At 70.6% G+C, this 4,252-nt stretch carries 4 protein-coding genes; 2 read left to right on the top strand and 2 right to left on the bottom strand.

The window, feature by feature from the left end; translation table 11 throughout:
• Positions 1 to 444: 444 nt before the first annotated feature.
• Complete coding sequence (tyrS, locus tag ABZ749_RS30620; protein ID WP_357206815.1) at positions 445 to 1,737, bottom strand: tyrosine--tRNA ligase; 1,293 nt, start codon at positions 1,735 to 1,737, stop codon at positions 445 to 447.
• 99 nt (positions 1,738 to 1,836) lie between these two features.
• Here tyrS and ABZ749_RS30615 point away from each other — a divergent pair, with 99 nt between their 5' ends.
• The gene (locus tag ABZ749_RS30615) at positions 1,837 to 2,226 is read left to right on the top strand and encodes a PaaI family thioesterase (RefSeq protein WP_355009142.1); all 390 of its coding nucleotides are present in this window, start codon (positions 1,837 to 1,839) and stop codon (positions 2,224 to 2,226) included.
• Positions 2,227 to 2,248: 22 nt separating this feature from the next.
• On the opposite strand, the gene ABZ749_RS30610 is transcribed toward ABZ749_RS30615, so the two are convergent.
• Positions 2,249 to 3,586: a hemolysin family protein gene (locus ABZ749_RS30610; protein WP_357233851.1), complete on the bottom strand. Its 1,338-nt coding sequence runs from the start codon at positions 3,584 to 3,586 to the stop codon at positions 2,249 to 2,251.
• A gap of 326 nt (positions 3,587 to 3,912) precedes the next feature.
• Between ABZ749_RS30610 and ABZ749_RS30605 the strand changes: the two genes are divergently transcribed.
• A complete protein-coding gene (locus tag ABZ749_RS30605) occupies positions 3,913 to 4,236 on the top strand; it encodes a hypothetical protein (RefSeq protein ID WP_357233853.1) in 324 nt (107 codons plus the stop codon).
• Positions 4,237 to 4,252 lie beyond the last annotated feature (16 nt).

Genomic DNA, 4,252 nt, shown 5'->3' with positions numbered 1-4,252 from the left:
CCGCACCCCGCGCTTTCAGCGCCAGGCACTTTTACTACGTTACCCGCTCGTTTCCGCCCTGTCAAACCGATATTTCGCGGTTCGTCATGCTTCAATCCGATAACGCGGGCACCATGTCGCGACCGGCTTGCGCCGTTCTTGTCATGGATTCGGCAGGCCGGCCGTCGCGATTTCCCGCGACCCGCCCGGTGCCCTGCCGGTTCGTAACCATACCCGGTCGGTTTCGCAGCGCCAAATCCGCCTCGCGGCGTTTCTGGCGGCACCTCCCGGTTGGGACTCCGGTGGGCGTGCCCACCCGACCCCCAGGCCGTCGGCCTGCGCTCCGGCCGCTTCAGGCTTTCGCCTGTTTCGTCCGTTCCGCGCTGGCAGAGAGAAAGTTACGCGTCCGGCGGGATGATCGTCAAATCCGCCGGACGCGTCCCCCGTCACATCGTCGACAGGTAGCTATTCACCCAGCTCAACGCCAGCGAACGAACGCTTCCCCCGGCGCAGCACCAGGTATCGCCCATGCAGCAGGTCGGCCGGCGACACCCCCGCGTCCACAGCGGTCACCCGGTTGTTGTTGACGTAGGCGCCGCCTTCGGCGATCACCCGCCGAGCCTCCTTGAGGCCACTCACCAGACCGGAGTCCCGCAGTAGACCCGCCACATCCGGCAATTCGCCGGTGAGACGTACGAGGCCCGCCTCGGCCAGGGCCGCGCGCAGGGTCTCCGGCGACAACTCGTCCAACGAACCGCGGCCGAAGAGCGCCTGACTGGCGGCGATCGCCTGTCGGGTCTCGTCGGCACCGTGCACCAGTGTGGTCAGCTCCTCGGCGAGCGCCCGCTGCGCCAGCCGGGCGGCCGGCCGTTCGGCTGTCGCCTTCGCCAGCTCTTCCAGCTCGTCGCGGGTGCGGAAGCTGAAGTACCGCAGGTAGCGGTCAACCTCCTGGTCCTCGACGTTGAGCCAGAACTGGTAGAAGGAGTATGGGCTGGTCATCGTCGGGTCGAGCCAGACAGCACCGCCCTCGCTCTTACCGAACTTCGTACCGTCGGACTTGGTGACGAGCGGCGTGGTGAAGGCCTGCACCGGCCCCGCGCCGCGTCGGCGTACGTAGTCGACGCCGGCGGTGATGTTGCCCCACTGGTCGGAGCCACCGAACTGGAGCTGACAGCCGTGCCGGCGGTGCAGCTCGAAGAAGTCGTTGGCCTGGAGCAGTTGGTAGCTGAACTCGGTGTAGCTGATGCCGGTCTCCAGCCGGGCCCGCACCACCTCCCGCGCGAGCATCTTGTTCACCGGGAAGTGTTTGCCCACGTCGCGGAGGAACTCGACGATCGACATCTCGCCGGTCCAGTCCAGGTTGTTGACCAACTGCGCCGCGTTCTCGCCGGAGTACGACACGAAGGGCGCGAGCTGGTCGCGGATCCGCTCGACCCAGCCGGCGATCACCTCGGTCGGGTTGAGCGCCCGCTCGGCGCTCTCCTTCGGGTCACCGATCTGCCCGGTAGCGCCGCCGACCAGCAGCAACGGCCGATGGCCGGCGAGCTGCAGCCGGCGGGCCATGAGGACCTGCATGAGGTTGCCGACGTGCAGGCTCGGCGCGGTGGGGTCGAAGCCCACGTAGTACGTGGCGGCACTCCCACCGTCGAGCAGCTCGCGCAGTTCGTCGAGGCCGGTCGAGTCCTGTATCAGGCCACGCCAGAGCAGGTCATCGGTCAGGGAGTCCCGCCCGGGCGGCGGAGGGCTGCTGTCGGTCACGGTCACCGATTCTCCCCCATCGCCGGCACCAACCCGTACCGGGTTTGGCGCAACCCGCCCCGGCTAGGCTTGCGCCCGTTGATCGAGGAGGGCCTTGCCATGGAGATTCCGGACCTGACGGGTGGCTTCGTCGCTCTGCTCGGCCTCAAGTTCGAGGAGGCCAGCGCCGACCGGGTGGTCATCAGCTGGCAGGTCGGCCCGCAGCTGCACCAGCCGTTCGGCATCCAGCACGGCGGGGTGTACTGCTCGGTCGTGGAGACCGCGGCCAGCGTGGGCGGCGCCCTCTGGCTGGCCGACCGGGGCACTGTCGTCGGGGTGTCGAACCAGACCGACTTCCTGCGGGCCGTCCGGGAAGGCGAGCTGAGGGCGATCGGCACCCCGGTGCACCGGGGCCGCAGCCAGCAGCTCTGGCAGGTGGAGATCACCGACGCCGACGAGCAGCTGGTCGCCCGTGGTCAGGTCCGGCTGCAGAACCTCTCGCCCGCCTGAGCGACGGCGTTCGCCGCACCGGTCAACTGCGGGCCTCGTCCAGCACCGGCTCCGTGGGCTGGTCGGCGTCGGCGTCGCCGTCGGCTTCATCGGGTACGCGGCTGAGCCGTACCTCGGTGATCGCCCGGTGGTCGATGCCAGCCACCATCAGCACCCAACCGTCGAGCGTGACGTCCTCCCCGGCGACGGTGGGGATGTGCCCGAGCCGGGCCAGCACCAGCCCGGCGACTGTCGTGTAGTCACCGGCCGGGCGCGACGGCAGCTCCACGCCGATGTCCGGCAGGTCGTGCACCGGGAAGGTGCCGGGCAGCACCAGCGCACCGTCGGGTTCACGCCGCACCGAGCGCACGTCCCGGTCGGTCTCGTCGTAGATCTCACCGACGATCTCCTCCAGGATGTCCTCCAGCGTCACGATGCCGTCGACGGCGCCGCGCTCGTCCACGACGAGCGCGATGTGCTGACGCTCGGCCTTGAACTGGCGCAGCGCCTCCACCACCGGCAGCGAGTCGGGCAGCAGCATCGGCGGTCGGGCGATCTCGTCGACCGGGCGGTCGTCGGGCACACCCACCAGGTCACGCAGGTGGATCACCCCGGCCGTGTCGTCCAGGCCGCCGTGGCGCACGACCGGAGCCCGGGAGTGCCCGGTGGCGGCCAGCACGAGCCGCGCGGCCTCCGCCGTGGTCCCGCTGTCGAGCGTGAAGACCTGCAACCGGGGTACGAGGACAGCCCGCAACCGCCGGTCGGCGATCTCCACGGCACCCGCGATGATGGTGCGCTGCTCCTTGGTGAAGCCGTGGTTGCCGGCGACGATGTCGCGCAGCTCGTCCGGGCCGATCTCCTCCGGCTCGTGTTTGGGGTTGAGCCCGACCAGGCGGACCACCACGTCGCTGGTGGCGCCGAGGGCCCAGACGGCCGGCCGGGTGAGGCTGGCGAGAAGGTCGAGTGGGCGGGCCACCAGCAGCGCCCAGCGCTCGGCGGACTGCATGGCGATCCGCTTGGGCGCCAGCTCGCCGAAGACGAGGGTGACGAAGGTCAGCGCGAGGGTGACCGCCACGATCGACACCGTCTCGGCGGCGCTGCCGAAGACCCCGAGCAGCGGCACCAGGGGTTTCGCCAGGGAGACCGCCGCGGCGGCGGAGGCCAGGAAGCCGGCGAGGGTGATGCCGATCTGGATGGTGGCCAGGAAGCGGTTCGGGTCCTTGGCGAGCCGGGCCAGCACCCGTCCGGCCCGGCTGGTGCGCTCCAGCCGCTGGATCTGGCTGTCTCGCAGCGACACCAACGCCATCTCGCTGCCCGCGAAGAGCGCGTTGATCACGACCAGGACTCCGACCAGGGCCAGTTGGCTCCCGTAGCTCTGCACGCCCGGTTCGCTCCCTCGTGGTGGTGGCACCGGCCGCTACGCGCGGCACCCGCCGGTCGGCGAGCCCGCCCGGCGTACGGACCTGTTTGCCCAGTGCGCGGGGTCGCGAATCCTGCCGCGAACGACCGGAGCCCGAGTTGGCGGTACGGCCACGCACGGGACGCCGCGTCGACACCGGTGCCGTCCGGGACCCCGGCAGGAACCGTATCGCGCCGGCAACGTCGGTTCGGGGCCGCACCGGACCGGCCGTCTCCGGTACCGTCTCATCGATGGTTCCTCATGGGGTTGGTCCACCGGAGGACCTGGGTTCGTCCAGGCGTTCTGCGGTGGCAGACGCCGTACGACGTGGCGGCGCCGGCCTCCGGCGGGCCTCGGCCCCCGCGCTTGTCGCGTTGCTGGCCACTGCGGCGATCGCGCCGGTCGTGGCCGTTGGGACGCCGACCGGCCCGGTGCTCATGGCGGGCGCCGGCGTGCTGGGTTCGGTCGGGGCGAACGTGCTGACCGACGTCCTCGCGGAGGTGGTCGCCAGGCTTCGCCGCGACGGCAAGCAACCGGACCGGGAAGAGCTGCAACGTCGCCCAGGTGCCGCAACGTGGCGTACGCGGCGGCGATCGGGCCGCCCGAGCGGGTGGACGCGATCACCGGATTGATCATGGTGTAGCCGGG

The organism is Micromonospora sp. NPDC047753 (assembly GCF_040642735.1).
In the GTDB taxonomy this organism is placed as follows: domain Bacteria; phylum Actinomycetota; class Actinomycetes; order Mycobacteriales; family Micromonosporaceae; genus Micromonospora.
The sequence above is the reverse complement of the archived record's forward strand: the minus strand, read 5'-3'. Positions and strand labels throughout refer to the sequence as shown.

Bases quoted from the DNA above. Each gene is read 5' to 3' on its own strand.
- ABZ749_RS30615 (WP_355009142.1), top strand. From the start codon at position 1,837: ATGGAGATTCCGGACCTGACGGGTGGCTTCGTCGCTCTGCTCGGCCTC.